We start from the raw sequence: 22,583 nt of genomic DNA on the forward strand, positions 1-22,583 counted from the left end.
CAAAACCGGATAGGCGTGGTCGCCGGTAAAACGGATCAGTATCCTAGCACCCTCTCGCCCGCCGACGCTAAGACCAAGCGGGCAGCCCAACAGGTTTAAAAACGAATGAATGCTCTAGCCCGCCGCGCCGCAGGCCTGCTGCTCAGCACAGTCTGCCTGCCCCTTTCGGCCCTGGCGGCCGATCCGCAACCGACCCATGAATTCACTCTCGACAACGGTTTGAAGGTCGTCGTGCGCGAAGACCATCGCGCGCCAGTGGTGGTGTCGCAGGTCTGGTACAAGGTCGGTTCCAGCTACGAAACCCCGGGCCAGACCGGTCTCTCCCACGCCCTCGAGCACATGATGTTCAAGGGCAGCGAGAAAGTCGGTCCCGGCGAAGCCTCGCTGATCCTGCGCGACCTCGGCGCCGAAGAGAACGCCTTCACCAGCGACGACTTCACCGCTTATTACCAGGTGCTGGCCCGCGACCGTCTGGGCGTGGCCTTCGAACTGGAAGCCGACCGCATGGCCAACCTGCGCCTGCCGGCCGACGAATTCGCCAAGGAAATCGAAGTCATCAAGGAAGAGCGCCGCCTGCGCACCGACGACAAGCCGATGGCCAAGGCCTTCGAGCGCTACAAGGCCATGGCCTACCCGGCCAGCGGTTATCACACGCCGACCATCGGCTGGATGGCTGACCTTGAGCGGATGAAGGTCGAAGAGCTGCGTCACTGGTATCAGTCCTGGTACGTGCCGAACAACGCCACGCTGGTGGTGGTCGGCGACGTGACCCCGGACGAGGTGAAGACCCTCGCCCAGCGCTACTTCGGGCCGATCCCGAAGCGTGACGTGCCGCCGGCGAAAAAACCGCTGGAACTGGCCGAGCCCGGTGAACGCCAGATCACCCTGCACGTGCAGACCCAACTGCCGAGCCTGATGCTCGGTTTCAACGTCCCGAGCATCGCCACCGCCGAAGACAAACGTTCGGTCAACGCCTTGCGCCTGATCTCGGCGTTGCTGGACGGCGGCTACAGCGGCCGCATCCCGACCCAACTGGAGCGCGGTGAAGAGCTGGTGTCCGGCGGTTCGTCGAGCTACGACGCCTACACTCGCGGTGACAGCCTGTTCACCCTGTCGGCCACGCCGAACACCCAGAAGAAAAAAACCATGGCCCAGGCTGAAGCCGGCCTGTGGAAACTGCTGGAACAGCTGAAAACCACCGCGCCGTCCGCCGAAGAACTGGAGCGCGTACGCGCGCAGGTCATCGCCGGCCTGGTTTTCGAGCGTGATTCGATCACCAGCCAGGCCACCGCCATCGGCCAGCTGGAGACCGTCGGTCTGTCGTGGAAGCTGATGGACACCGAACTGGCCGATCTGGAAAGCGTCACCCCGCAAGACATCCAGAACGCCGCCAAGCTGTATTTCACCCGCGAACGTCTCAGCGTCGCCCACGTCCTGCCACTGGAGACGACTCATGAGTGAGCGCAAAACCCCACGCCTGCTGCTCGGCCTGATCGCCGTGGCCATCATCGGCTCCGCTGCGTTCTACCTGGTGCCAAGCGACAACACCAAGGCCAGCGAAGCGCTGGATAACGCCAAGTCCAGCCAGAAACTGCAATCGCTGGCCGAGCTAGACGGCAAGGCCCCGGCCAGCCGCAAGCTCGACGTGCAGACCTGGAACACCGCCGAAGGCGCCAAGGTGCTGTTCGTCGAGGCTCGCGAACTGCCGATGTTCGACATGCGCCTGATCTTTTCCGCCGGCAGCAGCCAGGACGGCAACGCGCCGGGCCTGGCCCTGCTGACCAACGCCATGCTCAACGAAGGCGTGGCGGGCAAGGATGTTGGTGCCATCGCTCAGGGCTTTGAAGGCCTGGGCGCGGATTTCGGCAACGGCGCCTATAAAGACATGGCCATCGCGTCGCTGCGCAGTCTGAGTGCCGCCGACAAGCGCGAGCCAGCGCTGAAGCTGTTCTCGGAAGTAGTGGGCAAACCTACCTTCCCGGCTGACTCCTTCGCGCGCATCAAGAACCAGATGCTCGCCGGTTTCGAATACCAGAAACAGAACCCCGGCAAACTCGCCAGCCTGGAGCTGATGAAGCGCCTCTACGGCGATCACCCGTACGCCCACGCCAGCGACGGCAATGCGCAAAGCGTGCCGAAGATCACGCTGGCGCAACTGCGTGAGTTCCACGCCAAGGCCTATGCAGCCGGCAACGTGGTGATCGCGCTGGTGGGCGATCTGTCCCGTAGCGAAGCCGAGGCGATCGCCAATCAGGTGTCCGCCGCACTGCCAAAAGGCCCGGCGCTGGCGAAGGTCGAGCAACCGACCGAGCCGAAACCCGGCATCGGCCACATCGAATTTCCGTCGAAGCAGACCAACCTGATGATCGCGCAACTGGGCATCGACCGTGACGACCCGGATTACGCCGCGCTGTCGATGGGCAACCAGATCCTCGGCGGTGGCGGTTTCGGCACCCGGCTGATGAGCGAAGTGCGCGAGAAGCGCGGCCTGACCTACGGCGTGTATTCGGCATTCAGCCCGATGCAGGCGCGCGGCCCGTTCATGATCAACCTGCAGACCCGAGCGGAAATGAGCGAAGGCACCCTGAAACTGGTGCAGGACGTGCTCGCCGACTACCTCAAGACCGGCCCGACCCAGAAAGAACTCGACGACGCCAAGCGCGAACTGGCCGGCAGCTTCCCGCTGTCCACCGCGAGCAATGCCGATATCGTTGGCCAGCTCGGCGCCATGGGCTTCTACAACCTGCCGCTGAGTTATCTGGACGACTTCATGCGTCAGTCCCAGAGCCTGACGGTCGAGCAGGTTCGCGACGTCCTCAACAAACACTTGAGCACGGATAAACTGGTCATCGTCAGCGCTGGCCCGACCGTGCCGCAAAAGCCGTTACCGGCCCCATCTGATAAACCTGCCGAGCAGCCGCTCGGGGTTCCGGAGCATTAATGGCCAGTCCAAAGAAACCTGTACAAAAACTGCACAACGGTGTGAACCAGTTGCGCATCATCGGCGGCGAATGGCGCAGCCGAAAGCTGAGCTTTCCTGATGCGCCGGGCCTGCGTCCGACGCCGGACCGGGTGCGCGAAACCCTGTTCAACTGGCTCGCGCCGTACGTTGCCGGGGCCAAGGTGCTCGACCCGTTCGCCGGCAGCGGCGCGCTGTTTCTGGAAGCGCTGTCCCGTGGCGCGGCCATGGGTCAGGCGCTGGATGCCAGCCATGTCGCGGTGTCCAGCCTGAAAGAACACCTCGGCACGCTGCGCTGCACCAACGGTCACGTACAGACCGCCGATGCGCTGCGATATCTGGAAACCCAGACCGCCACTGCGTTCGACCTGGTGTTCCTCGACCCGCCGTTCAATCAGAACCTGCTGCCCGCCGTGTGCACGCTGCTGGAAGAGCGCCAATGGCTGGCCGACGATTCGTGGATCTACACTGAAAGCGAAACCGCGCCATCGACCCTCGGCCTGCCGGGCAACTGGCGCCTGCACCGCGAGCAAAAATCCGGGCGGGTGTACTACGCGTTATGGCAACGGGGCCTGCCCTCTCTCTGACAATCGTCTGGCGAACGCCGAATCTGGCGCGCGGTAGATAACTACCGCACGCCGCCCGCGCAAAATCTCCACAGTGGATTACGCCATTTCAGTAATCCATTGAGGACCCATCATTTATGGACACTTTGTGCAGCAGGATGCTGCCTTGCCTGGCCCTGGCCCCGCTGTTGGCGCTGGCCGCCCCACCACCGACCACCCATGAGTTTCTGCTGGACAACGGCCTGAAGGTCATCGTCCGCGAGGATCACCGGGCCCCGCTGGTCACTTCCCAACTGTGGTTCAAGGTCGGATCGGCTGACGAAGCACCGGGCCAGACCGGACTGTCACACGCGCTGGAACACATGCTTTACAAGGGCAGCAGCAAGACCTGTCCGGGCGAGGCATCCGCCATACTGGAATCCCTGGGGGCATCGGAAAATGCCTTTACCGGCAAAGACGTCACTGCCTACCACCAGACTTTGCCCAAGCCTTATCTTGGGGTCGCATTCGAACTGATGGCCGACCTGATGTCGACTGCTCACCTCAAACCTGAAGATTTCGCTTCCGAGATAAATGTCATTCAAGAAGAGCGCCGCTTGAGTGTGGAAGACAGTCCCCTGGACACTGCAATGGAGCGTCTGGAAAGCCTGGCCTATCCCTCCAGCAGCTATCGGACCCCCGTCATCGGCTGGATGAACGACCTGCGCACCTTGAACACCGCTCAGTTGCGCGACTGGTATGAGTCACGCTATGCCCCTGGCAATGCCACGCTGGTCGTCGTCGGCGACGTCACCCTCGATTACGTTCAACCTCTGGCTCAACGCTACTTCGGCGGCCTCGCCAGTCGCCCCCCCACCCAAACCGTAAAACCGCGCGAATTGCCGCAGCCAGGCGAACGCCGCCTCATCCTCAACCAACCGGTGCCCGCCTCGCAGTTGATCATGGCGTTCAACGTTCCCAGCCTGGCTACGGCAGATACATACCGGACTGCGCATGCGCTGCGCCTGATGGAAATGTTGCTGGCAGGCTCCCAGAGCGCTCGCCTGCAAAAACACCTGCAACACAAGGAACATGTATTCAGCCATGTCAGCGCCAGCTACGACCTTTACAGTCGCGGCGATACTCTTCTGACATTGAGCACCCGCCTCGACAGCTCACAACCCACAAGCCCGGAAACCGCACAAATACGCGTCTGGGATCTGCTCGAAGAACTGCGCACCACGCCCCCCTCTCCCGAAGAACTGGAACGCGCACGGACCCAACTGATCGCCCAGAGAGTTTTTGCCCGGGATTCGATCATGAACACTGCCATACATCTGGCCGCCCTCGAGAGCGCTGGCCTGTCGTGGCAATTGCTCGATCAGGAGATCGCCGAGCTCAAGAAAGTGACCCCCGAGGACCTCCGCCAGGTCGCTGAAAAGTACCTGATCCGCGAACGCCTCAGCACAGCCCACGTGCTTGCGGAGAAAAAACATGGATAAATCTGCGCACCTCTTTCGGTCTGCCATGGCCGGTTTTGCATTCATCCTCTGGCTGTCTGCCAGTCCGGTTGCTGCCGATACTGCGCCAGCCGGTTTTCCCAAATCACGATTGCAATCGCTGTCGGAAACAGACACGTCCCGACAGACGCCACGCCCATTGACCATCAAGGGCTGGAAAACCACGACGGACATCAAAACGTTATTCATCCGTACGACGGAGTTGCCGATGTTCGATGTTCACGTCAGTTTCGCCGCCGGCAGTGCACACGATGGCGACAACCCCGGCCTGGCAGCGTTGACATTCAGCCTGTTCAACGAGGGGGTGAGCGGCAAGAATGACCATGCAGCGATCGCCGAAGTCTTTGACGGGCTGGGTGCAAAAGTCGGTATGGTTCTGGATCAGGAGCGTGCCACGTTCACGTTGCGCAGCCTCAGCGATCCAGACAAAAGCGCCCCGGCGCTGCAACTGTTTACGCAAATGCTGGGGCAGCCCTCCCTTTCCGATGAAGCGCTGCTGAGGGTCAAGAGCGAGCTTCGTGGCTTGCAGCTGGCACAACAGCAACAACCTGCGGACATTGCCAGGCAACGCCTTCAGGAGCTGCTGGCTCCGGACACGCCCTACGCCCGCTCGATCTACGGAGCCGATGCCGACATGACCTCGATCACCCGTCAGGCCGTTCAAACGTTCCACCGACAAACCCACTCGGCAAGACAGACACAAATTACGTTGGTGGGAGACCTTTCCGTCGAACAGGCACAGGCCATCAGCCTGCAAATCGCCAACGCGCTACCCGCGCCCATCGTTGCACTGCCCGCAGTCGAACCGCCCAAAGCGTTCGGCACTCAAATGCATCACCATGTCGAGCGCACACAAGAACAGACTCACGTATTGCTTGGGCAACCCAGCCTGTCGCGCCAACACGAGGATTTCATTGCGCTGTATGCCGGGACGCTGATTTTCGGCAGTGGTGCGAACTCCCGCCTGATGACAGAACTGCGCAACAAACGAGGCCTGGTATACGGCGTCAGCATTCGCACCAAAGACTGGGCAGGCGGCGGACTGACATCAATCGCTCTGCAGACCAGCCCCCAATTCGCGAATGAAACAGTGGCACTGGTGAAATCGATGCTCAGCAATTTCCGGCGTGACGGCCCCTCGCAGGAGGAACTCGATCACTTCAAACGCCGACTGGCCAACGCCAACATCACAGACAGTGCCAGCAACGAGCAGATTCTCGCGCGCCTGACCGAGATCAACCGTCATCACTTGCCGCTCGACCTGGATTTCTTCGCGCAACAGGTGCAGAGCCTGACGCTGGAGCAGATCAGAATGGCAGTGGACAAACATCTGCCTGACGATCAGTGGCGGGTAGTGACCGTGGGCCCGACGGTACCCCAACTGCCGCTGCCGCAACCGGCCACTGTCCCGACCGTCGAGCCGTCCGGGCATTCGTGTCGCGCTGATGCAGGCTTTGTGGCAAGTTAGATCTCCCTTGAAGTGGCAGCCCTTTGTGTGGCGACCACTTCATGCATGACACCGTCGAGATTTACTGTGCGCGCACCTCTTTCTCCTTCAGAACCCGGATTTCGCTTCACACCCGCCTTCGGCCTCGGCAATCCACACCTGCAAACCTTGTGGGGGCCGCTATGGCGTAAAACCGTGCACCTTGATCGCCAGCGCGAACGGCTGTGGCTGGACGACGGCGACTTCCTCGACCTCGACTGGCACGGCCCGCACAGCGCCGACGCGCCTCTAGTGCTGGTGCTGCACGGGCTGACCGGTTCTTCCAATTCGCCTTACGTCGCCGGAATCCAGGCAGCCCTCGCCGCGCAAGGCTGGGCCAGTGTTGCGCTGAACTGGCGCGGCTGCTCCGGCGAGCCGAATCTGTTGCCCCGCAGCTACCATTCCGGGGCCAGCGAAGACCTCGCCGAAACCATCCGCCATCTGAAAGCCAAGCGGCCATTGGCGCCGCTGTATGCGGTCGGCTATTCCCTCGGCGGCAATGTGTTGCTCAAGCATCTGGGGGAAACCGGCAGCGCCAGCGGCGTGCTCGGCGCGGTGGCGGTGTCGGTGCCGTTTCGCCTCGATCAATGTGCCGACCGTATCGGCCAGGGCTTCTCGAAGGTCTATCAGGCGCACTTCATGCGCGAGATGGTCGCCTACATCAAGAACAAGCAGCGCCAGTTCCAGCACGACGGACGCGAGGACGGTCTCGCCGCACTGGCCGCCCTCGGCTCACTGGAAAACATGCGCACCTTCTGGGATTTCGATGGCCGGGTGACCGCGCCGCTGCACGGTTTCGTCGATGCCGAGGATTACTATCGCCGCGCGTCGAGCCGCTATTTTCTCGGCGAGATCCGCACACCGACCCTGATCATTCAGGCAGCGGACGATCCGTTCGTGTTTCCCCACAGCCTGCCTTCGGCCAGTGAATTGTCGGCCACGACCCAGTTCGAATTGCAGAACAAGGGCGGGCATGTAGGTTTCGTCGACGGCACGCTCCGTCAGCCGGGTTATTACCTGGAACGACGGATTCCGCAGTGGCTGGCCGACGCGGGGCGCGGGTGAGGTCATGAGCGATCAGGGCGAGTCGATCCGCTTCTGGCAAGCCGCGCCCCTGGCCGGGGTCGAGCTGTTGACCGCGCGCTACATCGAGCATCGTTTCGCCCCGCACGTCCACGACGGTTATGTGATCGGCATGATCATGGCCGGCGCCCAGCGCTACCGTTATCGCGGCGCCGAACACCTGGCGGGCAGCGGCACGCTGGTGCTGATCAATCCGGACGAAGTGCATAACGGCCACAAGGGCACCGAGGACGGCTGGCTGTACCGGGCGTTTTATCCCGACACCGGGCAGATCGTCGCGCTGTTGAATGAACTGGAACTGCCGACCGCACCGATGCCGGCCTTCGGTGCGACGTTGTATCGCGATCCGGACCTGGTCAGCGGGTTCTGTCAGTTGCACCGCTTGCTCGAAAGCCCCGCCACCGCACTGCAACAGCAAACGGTGTGGCGCGAGATGATGATGTTGCTGTTGCAGCGTCACGCGGCGGTGCAGATCAACGGCAATCCCGGCAAGGAGCATCGCGCGGTGGCAATGGCCAAGGAGTTGCTGCACGCGCAATTGGCGGCGCCGCCCTCGCTGGAAGAACTGGCGGCGGCGGTGAACCTCTCGCCCTTCCACTTCGCCCGGGTGTTCCGCCGCGCCACCGGCATGCCGCCGCACAGCTGGCTGATGCAGCAGCGAATCGCCTGCGCGCGCGGCTTGTTGCAGAGCGGCTGCCTGCCGGTGGAAGTCGCCACGCAGCTGGGATTTGCCGACCAGAGCCATCTGAGCCGGCAGTTCAAACAGGTTTACGGCGTAGGCCCCGCAGCCTATCGCAGCGCGCGGCTGGATCGCTGAGCGTTTACTCGCCGGTGGCGATACCGCGCGCAGGATCGTTGATCCACTCGCTCCACGATCCGGCATACAGCGAACCCAACGGGTAACCCGCCAGACACAGGGCAAACAGGTTGTGACACGCCGTCACCCCGGAGCCGCAGTAAGCCACCAGATCATTCGGCGAACGCCCGCCGAGTTTCGCGGCGAAACGCTGCTTGAGCTGATCGGCCGGCAGGAAACGCCCGTCGCTGCCCAGGTTGTCGGTAAACGCCGCGCATTGTGCGCCGGGGATGTGCCCGGCGATCGGGTCGATCGGTTCCACTTCACCCTTGAAACGCGGCAAGGCACGGGCATCGAGCAGGGTCAGGGCCGGCTGGCCGAGGCGCTGTTGCAATTGCTCGGCGCTGAGCAGCAGGCTCATGTCCGGCTGGCCGCTGAAGTTGCCCCGGGCCGCTGACGGTGGATCGAGACTCAACGGCAGCCCAGCCGCATGCCAGGCCTTGAGCCCGCCATCGAGAATGAACACGCCGTCGCGTTTGCCCAGCCACGCCAGCAACCACCAGGCCCGTGCCGCATAGGCACCGGGACCGTCGTCATACAGAACCACGTCACTGTCATTGTTGATGCCGAACGCTTGCAGGCGTTCGATCAGCGCCACCGGCTCCGGCAGCGGATGGCGTCCGGTGACACCCTTGGTCACTGGGCCGCTGAGGTCGCGCTCAAGATCAGCGAAATGTGCCCCGGCGATGTGCCCCTCGGCATAGCTGCGCTGGCCGTAATCCGGGTCTTCGAGGGCAAAACGGCAATCGAGAATCACCAGCCCCGGTTGCGCCTTGCGGGCATCCAGTGCGGTCGGGCTGATCAGTTGCGCAATCGGCATAGCGAACGACTCCAGTGTGGAAATGGGATTAGGGTCTTTCTTCGAGGGCCTGGGCCAGCGGCACGTAAAACTCTTCGAACAAGGCATTGACCTCATCGCGGGCCTGCTCGGTGACGAACCCTGCTTCCAGCACCAGCACCTGATACACGCCACGTTTGATGGCCTGTTCGCTGAGGTAGTTGGAATTTTCCCGGGTCGTGCACAGGAAGCGCACCCACGAGGTGAGAATGATCCACGCGTTGAGGGTCAGGGATTCGATCTGCACCCGATCCATTTTCAGGATGCCGGCGGCAACGAACCCTTCATAGATCGCCGCGCCCTGGATCACGCAGCGCTGGGAGAAGCGCCGGTAGCGCCCGGCCAGCTCAGGATCGCTGTCGAGCAGATGCTCGAGATCGCGGTGCAGGAAACGGTAGCGCCACATTGCCGACAGCAGCTCCTTGAGATAGAAGCGCTTGTCTTCGACCGTCGCAGCACGGCCCTGAGGCGGACGCAGGAAGCTGTCCACCAGGCTTTCGTACTCACTGAACAGCACGGCGATGATCGCCTGCTTGTTGGGGAAGTGGTAGTACAGATTGCCCGGAGATATCTCCATGTGGGCGGCGATGTGATTGGTGCTGATGCTGCGCTCGCCCTGCTGATTGAACAGCTCGAGGCTGTTCTGCACGATGCGCTCGCTGGTTTTGATCCGTGGGGCCATGGCTTGAGCTTTAATTCAGAGTGCGTTGGGGGGCATCTTACGGCCTAACCGGAACGGGATAAAACCAGGATGCGCAAGGAAGCCATTTGACTTTCTAGAGCATAGACTCTAAAAAGCTCCTCACAACAACAACTCCGGAGCCGCCGATGACTGCCGATATTGCCTACCTGCAAACGCTGCAACAGCCGCTGGAAGAGCTTAACCGGCTGTTTGACGCGCAGCGTGCCGCCTACGCCGCCAACCCGATGCCGCCTGCGGCCCAGCGCCAGCAATGGCTCAAAGCCCTGCGCGATTTGCTGAGCAGCGAGCGGCAGGCCCTGATCGACGCCATCAGCTCCGACTTCAGCCACCGCAGCGCCGATGAAACCCTGCTCGCCGAACTGATGCCGAGCCTGCACGGCATTCACTACGCCAGCCAGCACATCAGTCAGTGGATGAAACCTTCAAAACGCAAAGTCGGCGTTGCTTTCCAGCCCGCGTCGGCGAAAGTCGTGTACCAGCCGCTGGGCGTGGTGGGCGTCATCGTGCCGTGGAACTACCCGCTGTTCCTGGCCATCGGCCCGCTGACCGGCGCCCTTGCGGCCGGCAATCGGGTGATGCTCAAGCTCAGCGAATCGACCCCTGCCACCGGCCTGCTGCTCAAGGAACTGCTGGCGCGGATTTTCCCCGAGGATCTGGTGTGCGTGGTGCTCGGCGAGGCCGATGTCGGCGTGGCGTTTTCGAAAATGCGCTTCGACCACCTGCTGTTCACCGGCTCCACCAGCGTCGGCAAGCATGTGATGCGCGCAGCGGCAGAAAACCTGACGCCGGTGACCCTGGAACTGGGCGGCAAGTCCCCGGCCATCGTCTCCCGCGACGTGCCGCTCAAGGACGCCGCCGAGCGCATCGCTTTCGGCAAGACCCTCAACGCCGGCCAGACCTGCGTGGCCCCGGACTACGTGCTGGTCCCGGAAGAGCGCATCGGCGGCTTCGTCGAAGCCTATCGCCAAGCCGTGCGCGGGTTTTATCCGACACTCGCCGACAACCCGGACTACACCGCCATCATCAACGAGCGCCAACTGGCGCGGCTCAACAGCTACCTCAGCGACGCCACCAGCAAAGGCGCGCTGCTGATTCCGCTGTTCGACCAGGGCCAGGGCCGGCGCATGCCGCACAGCCTGCTGCTGAATGTCAGCGACGAGATGACGGTGATGCAGGACGAGATCTTCGGCCCGCTGTTGCCGATCGTGCCGTATCAGGATCTGGATCAGGCATTTGCTTACATCAATCAGCGGCCACGTCCTCTGGCTCTTTACTACTTCGGCTACGACAAGCACGAACAGAAGCGCGTGCTCAGCGAAACCCATTCCGGTGGCGTCTGCCTCAACGACACGCTGCTGCATGTGGCGCAGGACGACATGCCGTTCGGCGGCATCGGCCCGTCGGGCATGGGCCATTACCACGGACACGAAGGTTTCCTGACGTTCAGCAAGGCCAAGGGTGTGCTGGTCAAACAACGCTTCAACGCGGCGAAGCTGATCTACCCGCCTTACGGTAAACCCATTCAGAAACTGATCCAGAAACTGTTCATTCGCTAACGTCACCGCCGGGTAATAACAATAATGCACCCAAGCCTGACCGAAACACCTGCCCTGTCGCGCCGTGGCCTGCTGAAATTCAGCCTCGGCGCCACGGCTTTCCTCGCCACCGCTGGCCTTGGTGCCAGCCTCAGCGGCTGTTCGTCGAGCGTATCGGCCAATGGATTCGCCACGTTGCGCAGCGGCGATCTGCTGTTTCTGCGCGCGCTGATTCCAGTGATGCTGGAGGGCGCCGTTGCTGTGGAAAAGATGCCCGCTGCTGTCGACGGAACGCTCAAGTCGCTGGACTACAGCCTCGATCACCTGTCGCCGGAAATGCTCAAGCTCACGCGACAACTGTTCGACGTGCTGGGCATGGCGGTGACGCGCGGGCCATTGACCGGAATCTGGGGCAGTTGGGAAAACGCCAGCCCCGAGGCGATCCGCCACTTCCTCGAGCGCTGGGAAAACAGCTCCCTGAGCCTGCTGCGCATGGGCCACAGCTCATTGCTGCAAATGGTGATGATGGCCTGGTACACCCGCGCCGAATCCTGGGCCCATTGTGGTTACCCCGGTCCGCCCGCCGTTTGAGCCTGGCGACCCACGCATAACAATAATAAGAGAACCTGATCGATGCCCGTACCCGACCCGTTTCGCGAAGGCCTTGCCCGTGGCTGGAAAACCTACAACGGCGCGCAACTCACCGATGACCTGACTCTGGAAGCCGATGTCGCCATCATCGGCAGCGGCGCCGGCGGCGGGACCACGGCGGAAATCCTCAGCGCCGCCGGCTATAAAGTTCTGCTGATCGAAGAAGGCCCGCTCAAGACCAGCAGCGATTTCAAACTGCTGGAGGACCAGGCCTACAGCAGCCTCTATCAGGAAGGCATCGGCCGCATGAGCAAGGACGGCGCGATCACCATCCTTCAGGGCCGCGCGGTCGGCGGCACGACCCTGATCAACTGGACATCGAGTTTTCGCACCCCCGAACCGACCCTCGAACACTGGGCCAGGGAACACAACGTCAAAGGCCACAGCCCCGCCGACATGGCGCCGTGGTTCGAAAAAATGGAGCAGCGACTCGGCGTCGCCCCGTGGATGGTGCCGCCCAACGCCAACAACGACGTGATCCGCAAAGGCTGCGAACAGCTCGGCTACAGCTGGCACGTGATCCCGCGCAACGTGCGTGGCTGCTGGAACCTCGGCTACTGCGGCATGGGCTGCCCGACCAACGCCAAGCAATCGATGATGGTCACGACCATTCCGGCGACTTTGGAAAAGGGCGGCGAGCTGCTGTATCTGGCCCGGGCCGAAAAGCTTTTGATCAGCGGCGACAAGATCACCGGCCTGCAATGCATGGCGATGGACGAACGTTGCGTCGAGCCGACTGGACGCAACATTACCGTCAAGGCGCGGCATTACGTGCTGGCCGGCGGCGGGATCAACAGCCCGGCGCTGCTGATGCGCTCGGATGCACCGGATCCGCACCAACGGCTGGGCAAGCGCACCTTCCTGCATCTGGTGAACATGTCCGCCGGGCGTTTCGACGAAGTCATCAACCCGTTCTACGGCGCGCCGCAGTCGATCTATTCAGATCATTTCCAGTGGAAGGACGGCACCACTGGCCCGATGGCCTACAAACTCGAAGTGCCACCGCTGCACCCGGCGCTGGCCGCCACGTTGCTCGGTGGTTTCGGTCAGGAAAGCGCGCAACACATGGCGGACCTGCCGCACACCCACGCGATGCTGGCCCTGCTGCGTGACGGTTTTCACCCGGACAGCCCGGGCGGCAGCGTCGAGCTGCGCGGTGACGGCTCGCCGGTGCTCGACTATCAGGTGTCGCCTTACACCTGGGAAGGCTTGCGCCGATCCTTCCACAGCATGGCCGAGATCCAGTTCGCCGGTGGCGCCAAAGCGGTGATGCCGATGCACGCCGATGCGCGCTACGTGAACAGCCTGGCCGAGGCCCGCTCGTTGATCGACAGCCTGAGTCTGGAGCTGTATCGCACCCGTCTGGGCAGCGCCCACGTCATGGGCGGTTGCGCGATGGGCGAGGACCCGAAAACCGCGGTCACCGACAGCCTCGGCCGCCATCATCAACTGAGCAATCTGTCGATCCATGACGGCTCGCTGTTCCCCACCAGCATCGGCGCCAACCCGCAGTTGTCGGTGTACGGTCTGACAGCGCAACTGGCGACATCCCTCGGCGAACGGTTGAGAAACCCGTGAAAAAGACGAAAATTCCGATCGTCTATAGTGCTTTCTTACCCAACAGGCGACTTTCCCGACCGGGACGGCTGCGATACCATCCGACTCCCCAACGGATTCCCGCCAGGACGACGCGATGAACCGAGTGTTGTACCCAGGTACCTTCGACCCTATTACCAAGGGCCATGGCGATCTGGTCGAACGCGCCTCGCGCCTGTTCGACCACGTGATCATTGCCGTCGCCGCCAGCCCCAAGAAGAATCCGCTGTTCCCGCTGGAACAACGGGTCGAGCTGGCCCGCGAGGTCACCAAACACCTGCCGAACGTGGAAGTGGTCGGCTTCTCGACGCTGCTGGCACATTTCGCCAAAGAGCAGAACGCCAACGTGTTCCTGCGTGGCCTGCGCGCGGTATCGGACTTCGAATACGAATTCCAGCTGGCCAACATGAACCGCCAGTTGGCGCCGGATGTGGAGAGCCTGTTTCTCACCCCGTCCGAACGTTATTCGTTCATTTCCTCGACTCTGGTGCGGGAAATCGCCGCCCTGGGCGGCGATATCAGCAAGTTCGTCCACCCGGCGGTGGCCGAAGCCCTGACCCTGCGCTTCAAGAAGTAACGACCGTTCAAACGGCGCCCGCGTGCACTACGGGCGCCAATGCGGCACAATTGCGCGCATTGATTCATAGCGCCCGGGCTCCCCGCCCCGGCTGGAGTTAGCATGTCCCTGATCATCACCGACGATTGCATCAACTGCGACGTCTGCGAACCCGAGTGCCCGAACGCCGCCATTTCCCAAGGCGAAGAGATCTACGTGATCGACCCGAACCTGTGCACCCAGTGCGTCGGCCACTACGACGAGCCGCAGTGCCAGCAGGTCTGCCCGGTGGATTGCATTCCACTGGACGAAGCCCATCCGGAGACTGAAGAACAGTTGATGGAGAAGTACCGCAAGATCACCGGCAAGGCTTGAGCCACTGAATCCGATCGCAGCTCCCGGCTGCGATCGCGTCATTCACGCTGCTCGAACCCCTCCCCTGTGCAACCCAGGCATCGCACGAACGCCGCTTTCGCCGGCGCCACCACCAGCGCCTCTCCCGCATCGCCAATCCCGCCACCCAGCGCGGTGAACGGCAACGACACGACAAATGCCCCGGCGCCGATCACCGTCGCCACCACCAGCAATGGTCGGGCAATCAGCAGATCGCCGAGCATGGCGTAGGCCGGTGGATTCTGGATGGCGTAACGCGGATCACCGCTGCCGCCTTCGGTGGCCTGAACGGTCAGACTGAAGCACAGCAGCAGTGCGGCGATGAGGGTTTGCAAGGACTTCATGGCACGATCCTTCGGGCTGAACAGTGAGACATCTCACTATAGACCGTAGGACTTTTTCGGATGCCTTGCTCAGCTCTGGCAGCGCGGACACCAGACGCTGGCGCGCTGGCCGAGCTTCATTTCCCGCAGGCCCGTGCCACAGACCTTGCAGTGCTCGCCACCGCGACCGTAGACAAACAGTTCCTGCTGGAAATACCCCGGCTGCCCATCGCCACCAATGAAATCGCGCAACGTGGTGCCGCCGCGCTCGATGGCGGCAGCGAGGATGCGTTTGATCTCGATCGCCAGCTTCAGGTAACGCGCCCGGGAAATGCCCTTGGCTTCGCGGCGCGGATCGATGCCGGCGGCGAACAGCGCTTCGGTCGCGTAGATATTGCCGACCCCCACCACCACCGCGTTGTCCATGATGAACGGCTTGACCGCCATCGATCGCCCGCGCGACAACTGATACAGCCGCTCGCCATCGAACAGATCGGTCAACGGCTCCGGACCCAGACGGATCAGCAATTCGTGATTGAGCGGATCGTTGCTCCAGAGCATCGCCCCGAAGCGCCGCGGATCGGTGTAGCGCAGGGCCAGGCCCGACTCCAGTTCGATATCGACATGCTCATGCTTGGCCGCCGGCATCCCGACCTCAACCAGCCGCAGGTTTCCCGACATGCCCAAGTGGCTGATCAGCGTGCCGACTTCGGCGTTGATCAACAGATACTTGGCGCGCCGCTCGACCAGCACGATGCGCTGCCCGGACAGCCGCACATCAAGGTCTTCGGGAATCGGCCAGCGCAAACGCCGGTCACGCACGATCACCCGGCTGACACGCTGGCCTTCCAGGTGCGGGGCAATACCGCGGCGGGTGGTTTCGACTTCCGGCAATTCAGGCATGAGTGTCTCGAATCAAGGGTCTTTTTAAATCAGTGCGCGCCAAGTTCGCGGATGGTCTGCTTCAACGTTTCGAAGTCGTAATCCGAGAGGCCGATGTATTCGAGCACCAGCGGGCCGACAGCCTGCCATTCGAAGTCTTCGGTCTGGTTGCCCAGCACCCGGTACGACGCGCAGATGTGCTCGGCCATTTTCAGGATCGCCAGCAGGTTTTTCATCTGACTGTTACGCGAAGTCTCGTCGCTGAAGATCGCCAGGGCATTGTGGTGGTTGGCGATGGCCGCGCTGACATGCTCCGGCAAGCGCCAGGACTTGGCGGTGTAATAACCGACCACCGAGTGATTGGTGTTGTAGACGTCGTTCTCGGTGTCCACGACCCGGCGCTCGGCACCCGCGTTGGCGTAAGCCGTTTCGAGCGTCGTCATGTAGTCCGGGAAACGCTGAAGCATCAGCGGCACGCCGCAGTCATGGAACAGGCCCAAGGCATAAGCCTCGTCGCTCGCCTCGGTGCCGACGCGTTTGGCCAGGGTCAGGCAGGTCATGGCCACGTCCTGGGCGGTGTCCCAGAAACGGTTGAGGGTGACGATGGTGTCGTCGTTCATCTCGCCCTTGATCGACATCGCGTTGATCAAATTGATGATCGAACGGCTGCCCAGCAGGTTCACCGCGCGCTTGATCGAAGTGATCTTGTTGCTCAGGCCGTAATACGGCGAATTGACGATTTTCAGCAGCGAGCCGGACAGGCCGGGATCCTGGGAGATCAGCTTGGCGATCGTCTCAAGGTCCGGGTCGGGCATGTACTGCTCCATTTGCAGATCCACCATGATCTGCGGCTGCGCGGGCACACTGATGCCCTGCAGGGACTGTTGAATCTGTTCGGTGGTCAGCTCTTGGGACATAAGTACACACTCTGGGACAGGCGGCGATTCTAACCCCTAAAAACCTACCGACAACACACCAGTGGGCAATTCCCTGGAACTTTCATTCTTCACAAGCCTTCGGAATCTGTAGCGCCCGGAACAGATCACTGTCTGCCTCGGGCAGTCATTTCAACAGACTCAGGAGCTTATCGATGGCCACTTCTCTCAGCGGCAAGCGCGTCGCTTTTCTGGTAACCGATGGATTCGAGCAGGTCGAGCTGACCGGCCCGAAACAGGCACTGGAGCAGGCTGGCGCGCAGGTCGACATCCTTTCTGCCGAAGCCGGCAAGGTCAAAGGCTGGAACCATGACAAACCGGCGGACGACTTCAAGGTCGACCAGACCTTCCAGGGCGCTAGCATCGATCAATACGACGCCGTGGTACTCCCTGGCGGTGTGCAGAATTCTGACACCATCCGCATCGACCAGGACGCCCAGCACCTGGTCAAGACCGGCACCTCCGCCGGCAAGCCGATCGCGGTGATCTGCCATGGCAGCTGGCTGTTGATTTCGGCAGGACTGGTCAATGGCAAGACCATGACCAGCTACAAGACGGTCAAGGACGATCTGGTCAACGCGGGGGCAAACTGGGTCGATCAGGAGGTGGTCAAGGACGGCAACCTGATCAGCAGCCGCCAACCGGACGATATTCCGGCGTTCAGCGGCGCACTGATCGACGCGCTGTCGGCATAGGGCTCAGGCCCACAGACGCGGGGCGGGCCTGCTCGTGGCGAGGTCTGCCGCGTTTCATCGCACGCCAGACCCGGCATAAGGCGCAACACGGTATACTCCCGCTCTTTTTTCCGGAGCGACGTCATGTCCCTGCCTAGCTTGCGCCTCAAAGCCAACGCCGACCGTCGCCTGCGCGCCGGTCACCTGTGGATCTACAGCAACGAAATCGACGTGGCCGCGACCCCGTTGCACGGCTTCAAGGCCGGCGACCAGGCGATTCTCGAAGCCGCCGGCGGCAAGCCGCTGGGCATCGTTGCCATGAGCCCGAACAACCTGATCTGCGCGCGCCTGCTGTCGCGCGACATCAAGCTGGCGCTGGACAAGTCGCTGCTGGTGCATCGCCTGAACGTGGCCCTGTCGCTGCGCGAGCGCCTGTTCGACAAGCCGTTCTATCGTCTGGTCTACGGCGATTCCGATCTGCTGCCGGGTCTGGTGGTCGACCGTTTCGGCGACATCCTCGTGGTGCAACTCGCCTCCGCGACCATGGAAGCCCATAAAGATGACGTGATTGCGGCGCTGACCCAAGTGCTCAAGCCAAGCGGCATCCTGTTCAAGAACGACTCCGCCGCCCGCGATGCCGAAGGCCTCGAGCGTTACACCGAAACCGTGTTCGGCGTGGTGCCGGAGTGGGTGGCTCTGGAAGAGAACGGCGTGAAATTCGAAGCGCCAGTGGTTCAAGGTCAGAAAACCGGCTGGTTCTACGATCACCGCATGAACCGCGCGCGCCTGGCCCCTTACGCCAAAGGCAAACGCGTGCTGGACCTGTACAGCTACATCGGTGGCTGGGGTGTGCAGGCGGCCGCGTTCGGCGCCAGCGAAGTGTTCTGCGTCGACGCCTCGGGCTTCGCCCTCGATGGTGTTGAGCGCAATGCTGCGCTGAACGGTTTTGCAGACAAAATGACCTGCATCGAAGGCGACGTCTTCGAAGCCCTGAAAGAACTCAAGGCCAGCGAAGAGCGCTTCGATGTGATCGTTGCCGACCCGCCTGCGTTCATCAAGCGCAAGAAAGACCTGAAAAACGGTGAAGGCGCCTACCGCCGCCTGAACGAGCAAGCCATGCGCCTGCTCAACAAGGACGGCATCCTGTTCAGCGCTTCGTGCTCGATGCACCTGCCGGAAGACGACCTGCAGAACATCCTGCTGACCAGCGCCCGTCACCTGGACCGCAACATTCAGCTGCTGGAGCGTGGCGGTCAGGGCCCGGATCACCCGGTACACCCGGCCATCCCGGAAACCCGCTACATCAAGAGCATCACCTGCCGCCTGCTGCCGAACAGCTGACAGACGCAAGGCGTTGACGCTATCGAAAGGGGAGCCCAGAGGCTCCCCTTCTTTTTGTCTTTAACTTTCCGTTCCTACATTTATCGTCCTGCCGACGTGCAGGATATTTCTGCCAATACTTTATTTACTGAAATTTAACTTACACACTCACTCCCAGCCAAAGATCACTCCGACAGAATTACTGGATTATTCCTACTTAATATTTGCTTGCGATTAATCCATTACAAACTATTATTAAGTCGTCACCACGAAGGTGGCACCAACTAACCACGAAGCAAAATGAACAAGGAGTTCAATCATGAAAGCAATTACTCTGGAATCCCGCACCCTCGCAAACCTGGCTTTTCTGGTCGCACCTAAAGCTCGTTAAGTAAGGTTGGCGCTGGGTATAGCCGGCTACCCAGCGCCTCTGAGAATTTACCTGTCCAGAGCAGCGCGATCCAACATGCATATAAATCCTTATTTATTCATACTGCCACAAACGCCCGGCCAGATAGTCTGGAATTACAAAGACCATACTCAACACGAACTTGATCTTGAGTACGCTTCTCGACTGGCACAACTTGTCCACAACCCTGACCTATATGACAACAGCAACATAATAGACACACAGCTATTAAATGCCGGAATACTGACTTCTTCAAAAATCTCAGCGCCTGTCTGGGGCTGGGATGAACTGTCCAGGATCTACCATATCGGGACCCGGGATATCCCCTGCGAACACACTCCCCGAAATATTCAGGAATGGTCTCGGCAGTACCTGGAACACTGCAACACAGTGCTTACCATTCCACCGCCGGCCGATGCCCCTGTGGATACCGGTCCGAACGCACTTATCGCACTGCCCGAACCGCTGGCACTGAATGACGACAGCCTGTTGAACTCACTGACCCGGCGAAAAACCTGCCGCTCCTTCACCGGTGCCGCCGTTTCGCTGGACGATGTCGGCACATTGCTTTACCTGTCACTCGGTTACCTGCGAGAACGCGAAGCCGACCGCGACGACAGCATTGCCGATGGACTGAGCGCACGACGCAGCAGCCCTTCCGGAGGCGGCCTCAATGCCTGCGCCGGGTTCGTGCTGGTGCAGAACGTCGACGCTTTGGCGCCTGGCGCGTATGCCTACCACCCTGCCGAACACGCCTTGAGCTTTATCAGTCCCTTGCCCGACAGCGAATTTGGCAATCTGCTGGGGGGCCAGCACTTCATCAACAACCTGCCATTGGGCCTGTTCATCACCGCCCGCTTCGACCGGCTCTGGTGGAAATACCCGCATTCGCGCGCCTATCGAATGGCGTTCGTCGAAGCCGGGCACCTTTCGCAGACGTTTCAACTGGTGGCGACAGCGCTCGGCATGAACACCTGGCTCACAGGCGCGTTTTCCGATGAGCAGGTCGAAGCGTTGCTGAAGCTCGAGAACAGTGCGGAACAACCCTTGTTCTTTGTCGGTTGCGGGGAAAGCGACGGCCAGGCGATGTGTGAGGAAATGCGCGACCTGTTGCGTGAGGCACAGCCATGAACGCCCTCGCCCCGGAGCCGGTCTTTCAGTTCACCCTGAGCGACTGGAACAGCCGCGCCTCGGTTCGCACCAGTCCTCACGATTACCGCTTGCCGGACAACGTGCAGGAACAACTGGAGACCCGGCACTGGTTTCCGCCGGCGTTCCTGCCGTATCTGGCCCATCCAGCCATCGAAGCGGCGGGCCGTTCGATGCTGCATCGACTTACGGCTCGACATCTGGTGCATTTTCTCGACTACACCACGCTGCTCGAACACCGGATCGTCAATCGCGCCGTCGAAACCATCGTCCACGGCGAGCTGCCCGTCGCGGTGCCGGCGCCGATGAAAACCGCCGCGCTCCAGCTCTACACCGACGAGGGCTACCACGCCCTGTTTTCCAGTCAGGTGGCCGAGCAGATCGCCAGCCTCTACGCCATCACCGGGCGCCCGGTGATGCCCAGACGGATCACCCGGATGAACCTGCTGATAGCTCGCACCAGTCAGGAGCAACGGCCACTGGCGTGCTTTCTTCTGGGTTTCGTCTCGGAAACCATCATTGCCCGTGAACTGCTGGATGTCTGCCGCGACAGTCTGGTGTCCGGCGTCAACGACATGTTGCGCGATCACCTCACCGATGAAGCGCGCCACAGCCGCTATTTCACCGAAGTGTTCCACTACCTCTGGCTGCACTTGAATCCGCGACAGCGAACGTTTGCCGCGACGACCTTGCTCGACATTCTGCAAATCTTCTTCGAAGTGGATGAGCACTGGCTGCAGGAAAGCCTCGGTGGCGCGGGCATTGCAAACACGACGGTGATGGACATTCTCGGCACGATGACAACGACCCAGGCCAGTCGGCAGCGGGCTCGCGCCGGCAGCCTCGCTACATTGAATGCATTGAAAAAAGCCGGATTTTTCGCCGAACCTCAAAACCAGACACTATTTGCCAGGGCAGGACTGATCGATGGATGACGGACAATCTGTGGTGACCCGACGACAGCGGCGCGGGGCTGTCAGTCTTTTGCTGGCAATGGTGTTGCTCGGCGTCTTTCCACTGGATGTCCTGCTGCCCTCGTTTCCGGCCCTGGCCGAACACTTTCGCCGCACCCCGGCGGACATCGCCCTGTCGATCAGCCTGTTTGCGGTCGGGATTGCCTTCGCCCAGTTGCTGATCGGGCCGCTGTCGGATGTGATCGGCCGCAAGGGGCTGCTGCTCGCCGGCATGAGCGTTTCCATATTCGGCGCCCTCGGGTGCGTGATGACCTCGGACTATTCGCTGTTTCTGATTTTTCGGGTGGTGCAGGCGCTGGGGTGCGGTTGCTTCGTGCTGTCACAGGCGCTGGTGCAGGACCTGTTTGAAGGCGAGCAACGTGATCGCCTGCGGATCCTGATGGTGACCGCCGGCGGAATCTTCATCTCGATATCGCCGCTGGCTGGCACCTTTCTTCAGGCGACATTGGGCTGGCGCGGCAGTTTCTGGGTGTTCATCGCATTATCAGCCGCAGTACTGCTCAAGGCCTGGCTGTTTCTGGAGAACACCCGACCGATCGCCAGTGGCACCCGGACGAACTTCCTCACGGCCTATCGACAGGTTCTGGGAGATTTCGACTTCGTCGGCTACTGGCTGATTTCGGCATTTGCGTTCGCCTGCCACTTTTCATTCATCGTGATCTCGCCGCTGATCTTCATGGATCGGCTGCAACTGTCCGCTTACGAATTTTCGTTGATCCTGCTGATCTACGGTGCGGCTTACGTCACCGGGGGTATCCTCGCCAGCGTGCTGAGCAGGCGCATCAACAGCGGCCAGCAGATGGTCGTCGGCTTGAGTCTGATCCTGTTCGCCGGCGTGACCCTGGTGTACCTGTCGTCAAGCTTTGCACTGGCTCCGGCGACCGTGCTGATCCCGATGCTGATCTGTACCGCCGGCACCACCATTGCCCGGCCGGCGGCCACGTCCCGAGCCATGAGTCTGTTTCCGGAAAACGCCGGCACCTCGGCCTCGGCCGGCAGCACGATCATTTTCATCTGCGGAGGCTTGATCAGTGCCTTGATCAGCCTGAGCCCCACCAATCTGCAATCCACGCTGGGCTACAGCTTCGTGATACTCAGCGGGGTGGCACTGGCGTTGAACGCGCGGATCAGTCGGCGCAACGATCTGGTGGGGCAACCGGACAGCGATTAATCCTGCCGGTCGTCATCCCGCACGC

22 protein-coding genes are annotated in these 22,583 nt (G+C 61.5%); 17 read left to right on the forward strand and 5 right to left on the reverse strand.

Annotation, left to right across the window (positions count from 1 at the left end):
* Nucleotides 1-105: 105 nt before the first annotated feature.
* The 7 genes from BMZ46_RS15120 (at nucleotide 106) to BMZ46_RS15150 (ending at nucleotide 8,410) form a co-directional block, all read left to right on the forward strand.
* On the forward strand, nucleotides 106-1,461 hold the full coding sequence (locus tag BMZ46_RS15120; protein ID WP_064600101.1) for a M16 family metallopeptidase: 1,356 nt from the start codon (nucleotides 106-108) through the stop codon (nucleotides 1,459-1,461).
* Complete coding sequence (locus BMZ46_RS15125) at nucleotides 1,454-2,941, forward strand: M16 family metallopeptidase (RefSeq protein ID WP_039767920.1); 1,488 nt, start codon at nucleotides 1,454-1,456, stop codon at nucleotides 2,939-2,941. Before BMZ46_RS15120 ends, BMZ46_RS15125 begins: the two co-directional genes overlap by 8 nt.
* Nucleotides 2,941-3,546, forward strand: coding sequence for a 16S rRNA (guanine(966)-N(2))-methyltransferase RsmD (gene rsmD, locus BMZ46_RS15130; RefSeq protein ID WP_039767919.1), 606 nt, complete (start codon nucleotides 2,941-2,943; stop codon nucleotides 3,544-3,546). Before BMZ46_RS15125 ends, rsmD begins: the two co-directional genes overlap by 1 nt.
* 116 nt (nucleotides 3,547-3,662) lie before the next feature.
* Complete coding sequence (locus tag BMZ46_RS15135; protein ID WP_039767918.1) at nucleotides 3,663-5,006, forward strand: M16 family metallopeptidase; 1,344 nt, start codon at nucleotides 3,663-3,665, stop codon at nucleotides 5,004-5,006.
* Nucleotides 4,999-6,492, forward strand: a complete 1,494-nt coding sequence (locus tag BMZ46_RS15140; RefSeq protein ID WP_074690146.1) for a M16 family metallopeptidase — start codon at nucleotides 4,999-5,001, stop codon at nucleotides 6,490-6,492. The genes BMZ46_RS15135 and BMZ46_RS15140 overlap by 8 nt, the downstream gene beginning before the upstream one ends.
* Nucleotides 6,493-6,558: 66 nt before the next feature.
* Nucleotides 6,559-7,575, forward strand: a complete 1,017-nt coding sequence (locus BMZ46_RS15145) for a hydrolase (RefSeq protein ID WP_039767917.1) — start codon at nucleotides 6,559-6,561, stop codon at nucleotides 7,573-7,575.
* A 4-nt stretch (nucleotides 7,576-7,579) separates the two neighbouring features.
* Complete coding sequence (locus tag BMZ46_RS15150) at nucleotides 7,580-8,410, forward strand: AraC family transcriptional regulator (protein ID WP_074690144.1); 831 nt, start codon at nucleotides 7,580-7,582, stop codon at nucleotides 8,408-8,410.
* Between the two features lie 4 nt (nucleotides 8,411-8,414).
* On the opposite strand, the gene BMZ46_RS15155 is transcribed toward BMZ46_RS15150, so the two are convergent.
* A complete protein-coding gene (locus tag BMZ46_RS15155) occupies nucleotides 8,415-9,269 on the reverse strand; it encodes a sulfurtransferase (protein WP_039767915.1) in 855 nt (284 codons plus the stop codon).
* A 28-nt stretch (nucleotides 9,270-9,297) separates the two neighbouring features.
* Nucleotides 9,298-9,969, reverse strand: coding sequence for a TetR/AcrR family transcriptional regulator (locus BMZ46_RS15160; protein ID WP_039767914.1), 672 nt, complete (start codon nucleotides 9,967-9,969; stop codon nucleotides 9,298-9,300).
* A 146-nt stretch (nucleotides 9,970-10,115) separates the two neighbouring features.
* Here BMZ46_RS15160 and BMZ46_RS15165 point away from each other — a divergent pair, with 146 nt between their 5' ends.
* From BMZ46_RS15165 to BMZ46_RS15185, 5 genes are all read left to right on the forward strand, one after another.
* Complete coding sequence (locus BMZ46_RS15165) at nucleotides 10,116-11,546, forward strand: coniferyl aldehyde dehydrogenase (protein ID WP_074690142.1); 1,431 nt, start codon at nucleotides 10,116-10,118, stop codon at nucleotides 11,544-11,546.
* A 24-nt stretch (nucleotides 11,547-11,570) separates the two neighbouring features.
* Nucleotides 11,571-12,116 carry a twin-arginine translocation pathway signal protein gene (locus BMZ46_RS15170; protein WP_074690140.1) on the forward strand — a complete coding sequence of 182 codons (546 nt, stop codon included), beginning with the start codon at nucleotides 11,571-11,573 and terminating at the stop codon, nucleotides 12,114-12,116.
* Nucleotides 12,117-12,158: 42 nt separating this feature from the next.
* Nucleotides 12,159-13,754: a GMC family oxidoreductase gene (locus tag BMZ46_RS15175; protein ID WP_074690139.1), complete on the forward strand. Its 1,596-nt coding sequence runs from the start codon at nucleotides 12,159-12,161 to the stop codon at nucleotides 13,752-13,754.
* Nucleotides 13,755-13,869: 115 nt separating this feature from the next.
* Nucleotides 13,870-14,349, forward strand: a complete 480-nt coding sequence (gene coaD / locus BMZ46_RS15180) for a pantetheine-phosphate adenylyltransferase (protein WP_007953414.1) — start codon at nucleotides 13,870-13,872, stop codon at nucleotides 14,347-14,349.
* Between the two features lie 102 nt (nucleotides 14,350-14,451).
* Nucleotides 14,452-14,703: a YfhL family 4Fe-4S dicluster ferredoxin gene (locus BMZ46_RS15185; RefSeq protein ID WP_003195146.1), complete on the forward strand. Its 252-nt coding sequence runs from the start codon at nucleotides 14,452-14,454 to the stop codon at nucleotides 14,701-14,703.
* A 38-nt stretch (nucleotides 14,704-14,741) separates the two neighbouring features.
* Here the strand turns inward: BMZ46_RS15185 and BMZ46_RS15190 are convergent, their stop codons facing one another.
* From BMZ46_RS15190 to BMZ46_RS15200, 3 genes are all read right to left on the reverse strand, one after another.
* Nucleotides 14,742-15,065 (reverse strand): multidrug transporter, encoded by a 324-nt coding sequence (locus BMZ46_RS15190; protein ID WP_074690137.1) that lies wholly within the window; start codon nucleotides 15,063-15,065, stop codon nucleotides 14,742-14,744.
* A 69-nt stretch (nucleotides 15,066-15,134) separates the two neighbouring features.
* Nucleotides 15,135-15,947, reverse strand: coding sequence for a bifunctional DNA-formamidopyrimidine glycosylase/DNA-(apurinic or apyrimidinic site) lyase (gene mutM, locus BMZ46_RS15195; protein ID WP_011336398.1), 813 nt, complete (start codon nucleotides 15,945-15,947; stop codon nucleotides 15,135-15,137).
* A gap of 29 nt (nucleotides 15,948-15,976) precedes the next feature.
* Entirely contained in the window at nucleotides 15,977-16,789 is an 813-nt protein-coding gene (locus BMZ46_RS15200) for an HDOD domain-containing protein (protein WP_163976907.1), read from the reverse strand.
* A gap of 227 nt (nucleotides 16,790-17,016) precedes the next feature.
* Between BMZ46_RS15200 and BMZ46_RS15205 the strand changes: the two genes are divergently transcribed.
* The 5 genes from BMZ46_RS15205 to BMZ46_RS15225 all read left to right on the forward strand — a co-directional run bounded on the left by BMZ46_RS15205 (nucleotide 17,017) and on the right by BMZ46_RS15225 (nucleotide 22,558).
* On the forward strand, nucleotides 17,017-17,556 hold the full coding sequence (locus BMZ46_RS15205; RefSeq protein ID WP_074690135.1) for a type 1 glutamine amidotransferase domain-containing protein: 540 nt from the start codon (nucleotides 17,017-17,019) through the stop codon (nucleotides 17,554-17,556).
* A gap of 123 nt (nucleotides 17,557-17,679) precedes the next feature.
* The gene (locus BMZ46_RS15210) at nucleotides 17,680-18,876 is read left to right on the forward strand and encodes a class I SAM-dependent rRNA methyltransferase (protein WP_074690133.1); all 1,197 of its coding nucleotides are present in this window, start codon (nucleotides 17,680-17,682) and stop codon (nucleotides 18,874-18,876) included.
* Between the two features lie 445 nt (nucleotides 18,877-19,321).
* A complete protein-coding gene (locus BMZ46_RS15215) occupies nucleotides 19,322-20,395 on the forward strand; it encodes a SagB family peptide dehydrogenase (protein WP_039767906.1) in 1,074 nt (357 codons plus the stop codon).
* A complete protein-coding gene (locus BMZ46_RS15220) occupies nucleotides 20,392-21,348 on the forward strand; it encodes a diiron oxygenase (protein ID WP_074690131.1) in 957 nt (318 codons plus the stop codon). The genes BMZ46_RS15215 and BMZ46_RS15220 overlap by 4 nt, the downstream gene beginning before the upstream one ends.
* On the forward strand, nucleotides 21,341-22,558 hold the full coding sequence (locus tag BMZ46_RS15225; protein WP_074690129.1) for a multidrug effflux MFS transporter: 1,218 nt from the start codon (nucleotides 21,341-21,343) through the stop codon (nucleotides 22,556-22,558). Before BMZ46_RS15220 ends, BMZ46_RS15225 begins: the two co-directional genes overlap by 8 nt.
* Nucleotides 22,559-22,583 lie beyond the last annotated feature (25 nt).

The sequence above is a fragment of the Pseudomonas sp. NFIX49 genome, assembly GCF_900115915.1.
In the GTDB taxonomy this organism is placed as follows: Bacteria; Pseudomonadota; Gammaproteobacteria; order Pseudomonadales; family Pseudomonadaceae; genus Aquipseudomonas; species Aquipseudomonas pharyngis.

Excerpts from the sequence above, each read along its gene's own strand:
- BMZ46_RS15120 (WP_064600101.1), top strand. The coding sequence starts at position 106 with ATGAATGCTCTAGCCCGCCGCGCCGCAGGCCTGCTGCTCAGCACAGTC.
- BMZ46_RS15125 (WP_039767920.1), top strand. The coding sequence starts at position 1,454 with ATGAGTGAGCGCAAAACCCCACGCCTGCTGCTCGGCCTGATCGCCGTG.
- rsmD (WP_039767919.1), top strand. The coding sequence starts at position 2,941 with ATGGCCAGTCCAAAGAAACCTGTACAAAAACTGCACAACGGTGTGAAC.
- BMZ46_RS15135 (WP_039767918.1), top strand. The coding sequence starts at position 3,663 with ATGGACACTTTGTGCAGCAGGATGCTGCCTTGCCTGGCCCTGGCCCCG.
- BMZ46_RS15140 (WP_074690146.1), top strand. The coding sequence starts at position 4,999 with ATGGATAAATCTGCGCACCTCTTTCGGTCTGCCATGGCCGGTTTTGCA.
- BMZ46_RS15150 (WP_074690144.1), top strand. The coding sequence starts at position 7,580 with ATGAGCGATCAGGGCGAGTCGATCCGCTTCTGGCAAGCCGCGCCCCTG.
- BMZ46_RS15155 (WP_039767915.1), bottom strand. The coding sequence starts at position 9,269 with ATGCCGATTGCGCAACTGATCAGCCCGACCGCACTGGATGCCCGCAAG.
- BMZ46_RS15160 (WP_039767914.1), bottom strand. The coding sequence starts at position 9,969 with ATGGCCCCACGGATCAAAACCAGCGAGCGCATCGTGCAGAACAGCCTC.
- BMZ46_RS15165 (WP_074690142.1), top strand. The coding sequence starts at position 10,116 with ATGACTGCCGATATTGCCTACCTGCAAACGCTGCAACAGCCGCTGGAA.
- BMZ46_RS15170 (WP_074690140.1), top strand. The coding sequence starts at position 11,571 with ATGCACCCAAGCCTGACCGAAACACCTGCCCTGTCGCGCCGTGGCCTG.
- BMZ46_RS15175 (WP_074690139.1), top strand. The coding sequence starts at position 12,159 with ATGCCCGTACCCGACCCGTTTCGCGAAGGCCTTGCCCGTGGCTGGAAA.
- coaD (WP_007953414.1), top strand. The coding sequence starts at position 13,870 with ATGAACCGAGTGTTGTACCCAGGTACCTTCGACCCTATTACCAAGGGC.
- BMZ46_RS15185 (WP_003195146.1), top strand. The coding sequence starts at position 14,452 with ATGTCCCTGATCATCACCGACGATTGCATCAACTGCGACGTCTGCGAA.
- BMZ46_RS15190 (WP_074690137.1), bottom strand. The coding sequence starts at position 15,065 with ATGAAGTCCTTGCAAACCCTCATCGCCGCACTGCTGCTGTGCTTCAGT.
- mutM (WP_011336398.1), bottom strand. The coding sequence starts at position 15,947 with ATGCCTGAATTGCCGGAAGTCGAAACCACCCGCCGCGGTATTGCCCCG.
- BMZ46_RS15205 (WP_074690135.1), top strand. The coding sequence starts at position 17,017 with ATGGCCACTTCTCTCAGCGGCAAGCGCGTCGCTTTTCTGGTAACCGAT.
- BMZ46_RS15210 (WP_074690133.1), top strand. The coding sequence starts at position 17,680 with ATGTCCCTGCCTAGCTTGCGCCTCAAAGCCAACGCCGACCGTCGCCTG.
- BMZ46_RS15215 (WP_039767906.1), top strand. The coding sequence starts at position 19,322 with ATGCATATAAATCCTTATTTATTCATACTGCCACAAACGCCCGGCCAG.
- BMZ46_RS15220 (WP_074690131.1), top strand. The coding sequence starts at position 20,392 with ATGAACGCCCTCGCCCCGGAGCCGGTCTTTCAGTTCACCCTGAGCGAC.
- BMZ46_RS15225 (WP_074690129.1), top strand. The coding sequence starts at position 21,341 with ATGGATGACGGACAATCTGTGGTGACCCGACGACAGCGGCGCGGGGCT.